This is a genomic window from Bacteroides sp. CAG:189, assembly GCF_000432295.1.
In the GTDB taxonomy this organism is placed as follows: domain Bacteria; phylum Bacteroidota; class Bacteroidia; order Bacteroidales; family Bacteroidaceae; genus Bacteroides; species Bacteroides salyersiae.
In genome coordinates this window covers 1-4388 of the sequence record NZ_HF990993.1, presented here as the reverse complement: position 1 = coordinate 4388, position 4388 = coordinate 1, and the positions used below count along the sequence as shown (strand labels likewise).

The following is a 4388-nucleotide window of genomic DNA, read 5'->3' as shown; positions in this document are numbered from 1 at the left end:
TGCTTGAATTTTCATATCCTATCACTCTTTGTTACACTAACAGTTACAAAGTTACAAAAGTTTTTCGTATTGAGAGTGGAAAGCGGACAGAATATGAAATAGGTGGCAAATCCTCATTCAGCATTGTACCCATACTTGTAATTATCATACATTGGAAAATAAAAAGTAATAATGAAAGAATACGAGACCCATTACCGAATCCCGTATTCCACTGATTTCTCACAAAACAGGTATAGTGCCTGCCATTAGATACTCATTGCATTGGCTCCCAATGCTCCTAACACGGCTGATGCCACTGCTATCACGATTTTCAGGATTTTATCCCAAAGAGACTTCTTCATACTTTACACCTCCTTTCCCCAATTTTTAATTCTCAATTTTTACCTCCCAATTTTCATCTCGCATCTCGCATCTCCCATCTCGCATCTCCCATTTCCCATCTCCCAACTTTCACCTTTCACCTTTCACCTTTCAACTAAAACCATCATGCCGCCGGATCTTCCCCTTCCCCTTCTCCTCCTCCTTCCTCTTCTTCTTTCTTTTTCAGCAAAGTTTCCAGATCGTAGAAGTCGATTTTCTCTCCGGCACGTGTGGTAGTGATATCCGGGCGGATATTGGTGGACGGCCGGAAGTTTATTTTTACGGCTTTAATGTTTTTTGCCGTGCAGTCTTCCGCCTTTTCCACGCCCATGGTGCGGGCTGAGAGACTGAATACGCCGAAATTCTTGATATTGACCGATTGCCCGCCGTAGAGCGTGCTTCGCATGGCTTCTACAAAATTCGTCAGTACGCTCTGTATGTCTCCCAAGGTGAGCGAACTCTTCTCTTTCATCACATAAGCAATACTTTCCAAATCTGCATTGGGTCCTAAGGTCACCAACTGTGGATAGAACTTTTCCACTGAATCTGCTTTTCGCGGGTCTTTTCTTGGAATTTTTTTAAATGGTACTCCCATAACAAAATAAATTTAAATGAATAAAAAAACGATCTCTTTTCTTCCGGAAGTAGCGCTTTCCTTCTTTCCGATGTGACAAAGATAGCGGTCGGCTTCCGACTGCTGCAACGTACTTTTATGCAGATTGGTCTCGATGGTAAATACTTTGATTCCCTTTGTATTATGTTGTCCTACAAATTGCCTCTGTCTCCGGTTTTTATTATATTTGAGTAGTGAAACCAATATCGGAAACAGTATGATTGTAGATGAAGAAAAGTTTGTTATCAAGGCCTATCTGAAAGCTGACCTTGCCCGGTTGTATAGCCCTAATCTCCCTGCGGGATACGCCATGTGTAAACTGCGTAGCTGGATACGCCGTAATAAAGAGCTCCATGCCCATATGTACGAAGGGGGAGAGGGGAAGGGAGACCATTCGTACACTCGCCGGCAGGTACGGCTCATTTTTGAATATTTGGGAGAACCTTGAAACCGGCCGGCAGGCCATGAATAAGATTATATGTAATGCCCCGGCACATATATTCTGCCGGGACATTACATATAATCGGAAAGCTTAAAAGGGTAATTCTTCCTGTGTCTCCTTTGGGCCTGTCGATGGGGTATTCTTGTAGTTCCTGTCCACTTCATCAAAAGAGTACTGCACCACCTCGTATTCGTAAATCTTGTTTTCGCTGATTCTCTTCCGGAAGTTATCCCTTTCCAGTATTTGCACCAAGCTTTTCTGGTTCCGGTCGTTCATCTGTATTTTTCCGTTCATGCTGATAAGTACCAGTATCGCCGATACGGGCATCCATTTCACGTCCAGATCGTCCGCTTTCGGTTTGCGGAAATAGACATAGAGCAATTCCTCCTCTATGCTGGCTAAGCTGTATTCCCGGTTCACTTCATTCAATGTGGCTATCTCTTCGTTTTCATACCAGTAATGGAATCCGTTTTTCCAGAGGTAGAGTGCCTGAGAGTAGATTCCGGCATGGTTTACGGGCGCATGATAGTCGATTTCCTCCACGGTGACGGTGGGGTAACGCCTGAAAGCCCCTGCCGGATCTTTCAGGAAACGCGGTTCGTTGGTGCTGGCAATGAACGAGCAATGGCGTATGTAAGAGTTGGCATCCGTGTCGAAAGGCCGCCGTTCCGTCACTACGTCCTGTACGATAAGCCTTTTCAGTTCCGAAATGCTTCGGCCCGTCATGCCCTCGAACTCTTCCAGATTGATGAGCAGGCATTGGCTGAGAAAAAGCATGTGGTCCTTGTTTTCCGGGTTGATCATCCCGTTGCGGTAATATTTAGACAGTTCCGGAGGGAGAAGATGACGTATCCAGGAACTTTTGCCCTTTCCCTGCTCACCTTTCATGATGATGGCCAACTGGTTCTCTATCTTGTCATCCAGCGCGCAGGCCACCATGCCCACCAGCCACCGTTTCAGGCAGTCCTCCCAGAAAGGTTGGTTGGTCGTCTTTACCGTGGCTGCCAACAGCGCTATGTAATCCGTCTGCCCGTCATAGGGTTTCAGACCGTAAAAGTACGCTTCGAAAGGATTGAAGTTTTGTGCATATCGGGAGTCTATCAGGCTTTTTACGGTACTGGGGTGGCACGGTATTCCCGCCATTTGCAGGTCGTAGAACACGGTGTTGTAATCCTCCTTTTTCATGGAGCAGAATTCGTTTTTGCCGCCTTTATTCTTTTCTCTGAATTCCAGCCGCCCTTGTATCACGTTTCGTCTCACCTCGTATTGCTGCGTCATGAATTCGATGATACGCACCGCGACCGGTTTCTTCTTTTCTTCCTCCTGATGATCGGTGCGGGTGGTATAGTGATAGGCGTTTCTTACGATGCTTGCAGCGTCCAGATCGGGGGCGCCGAACTGCTTTTGCGCGAGGACTGCCGCTACTTCCTCCGGCAGGTTCTTCCGATAACATTTGTTGCCGAGAGTGAATATGAAATTATTCCTGTTGCCGGGTTGGTATTTTTCCTGTCTTTCCACGCTGCGCACGCAACTCTGGAATTCCATTTGTATCCACGGATCGATGTGGGTGTGGTCTATGCTTTCATCTCCGGGCATCTCCTCCTTCATGAGCTGGCGTACGGTCTTTTTCTTTCCTTTCGCTGGGGGCGGGAGGATGGTCAGTTGTGGTTGCCGCACTTGCCTGAGCGCCTCTTCGCAGATGTAAATGTCCGGATCGTAGGAGGTGAAAAACAATCTGCCGATGTCGCTGCCACTGGCATCCACCTCTACGCTGCAAAGTGTCTCGTAATACTCCTTGGCATAGGCAAACATCTGTTTGTGGTAAGTTTCCAGTGCTTCGTAACTGATTTCACTGCGGCGCAGCAGTTCCATGCGCAGGCGACAGGAAAGTTCGTCCTGCATGTATACGCCCACTTTCAAACCGTTTCCCGATGGGCTGGTGAAGCAGAACAGCGTATTCGGACTGCCCGTGATCAGCTTTCTGCAATTTGTCATTTCCTCTTCCGACAACCCGTCCAGATCCATCATTTGCAGGTCGTTGTATGTATCTATCATTTCGGGCACCCTTCGCTCCTTGTAGGTGGCGGAGAGCGTACTGCCTTTCAACTGTTTCTTCACCAGTGCCGCTTCCTCTTTTTTTCCGTCGCGTACCAGCGCCCGTATCTTTTCGATGATTTTGCCGTTGGTATAAGAGCCTATTTCCAGGAGTTTATCAGTGAGTTTACTTTTCCCCGTATGCTTGCTGAAGCCCTTAAAAGATGAGATCAGGATTTGAATTTCTTCCATGTCTTTGCTTTGTTTTTATAGGTTTTAAAATATCCGGCAAAGGTAAGGCGGTTTTTTCGAATGCTAAATCGTGGTTTTTCATCTCCGAAAAACCACGATTCACTTTTTAGGCTATTCCGGCTCATGATAGAAGTAAGTCTCTGATCTGATGCTCTCTAAGCTCATACTCTCTTCCGGATCGTTTTCGTATCTTATATCATAATACCGGAAGATAAAATCGGCCAGATGATTGATGTTGTTTTTCCCCGGAAGGGTGAGTTGACCTTTGTCCCAAAGGGATACCAACAGCTCGATAAGTTCTTTGTGTGAGCCGGTTATGACACATCTTCCGGGTGGTTGTTCGAAGAGGTCGATGTGTTTTTGTAACTTCTGAGAGAACTTGCCGGCAGTGATTTTTATGCCTAAATCTTCACATTCGAATGTGATTGTACAATTAGTACTTTTTTTACTTCATTTTTCATATATGTTTATAATTAAAATTTTGCAAAGATAATATTTTGCGTGAAAAGAATGAAACTCTCGCGCGGGGGCGTACGCGCATATATAGTGATTTTGTTTGTGTGTATAGTAGGTAGGTGGTACCACCACTTGTTAATACACAAACACATACGTTTTATAGAGTTTGATGAGAAAGTTTGAAAGGGATGGAGATAAAAAAGTGTTTCAAAAAACGTTCGTTTAATGGCA

At 45.6% G+C, this 4388-nt stretch carries 4 protein-coding genes; 1 reads left to right on the top strand and 3 read right to left on the bottom strand.

Features of this window, described 5'->3' with window-relative positions:
* Window positions 1-245: 245 nt before the first annotated feature.
* A complete protein-coding gene (locus QVP90_RS01695) occupies window positions 246-341 on the bottom strand; it encodes a smalltalk protein (RefSeq protein WP_005930760.1) in 96 nt (31 codons plus the stop codon).
* Between the two features lie 143 nt (window positions 342-484).
* Window positions 485-955, bottom strand: coding sequence for an HU family DNA-binding protein (locus QVP90_RS01690; protein ID WP_021935511.1), 471 nt, complete (start codon window positions 953-955; stop codon window positions 485-487).
* 235 nt (window positions 956-1190) lie between these two features.
* Between QVP90_RS01690 and QVP90_RS01685 the strand changes: the two genes are divergently transcribed.
* The gene (locus tag QVP90_RS01685; RefSeq protein WP_005930767.1) at window positions 1191-1421 is read left to right on the top strand and encodes a DUF4248 domain-containing protein; all 231 of its coding nucleotides are present in this window, start codon (window positions 1191-1193) and stop codon (window positions 1419-1421) included.
* An 84-nt stretch (window positions 1422-1505) separates the two neighbouring features.
* Here QVP90_RS01685 and QVP90_RS01680 read toward each other — a convergent pair whose 3' ends face one another.
* Window positions 1506-3701 (bottom strand): VapE domain-containing protein, encoded by a 2196-nt coding sequence (locus tag QVP90_RS01680; RefSeq protein WP_021935510.1) that lies wholly within the window; start codon window positions 3699-3701, stop codon window positions 1506-1508.
* Window positions 3702-4388 lie beyond the last annotated feature (687 nt).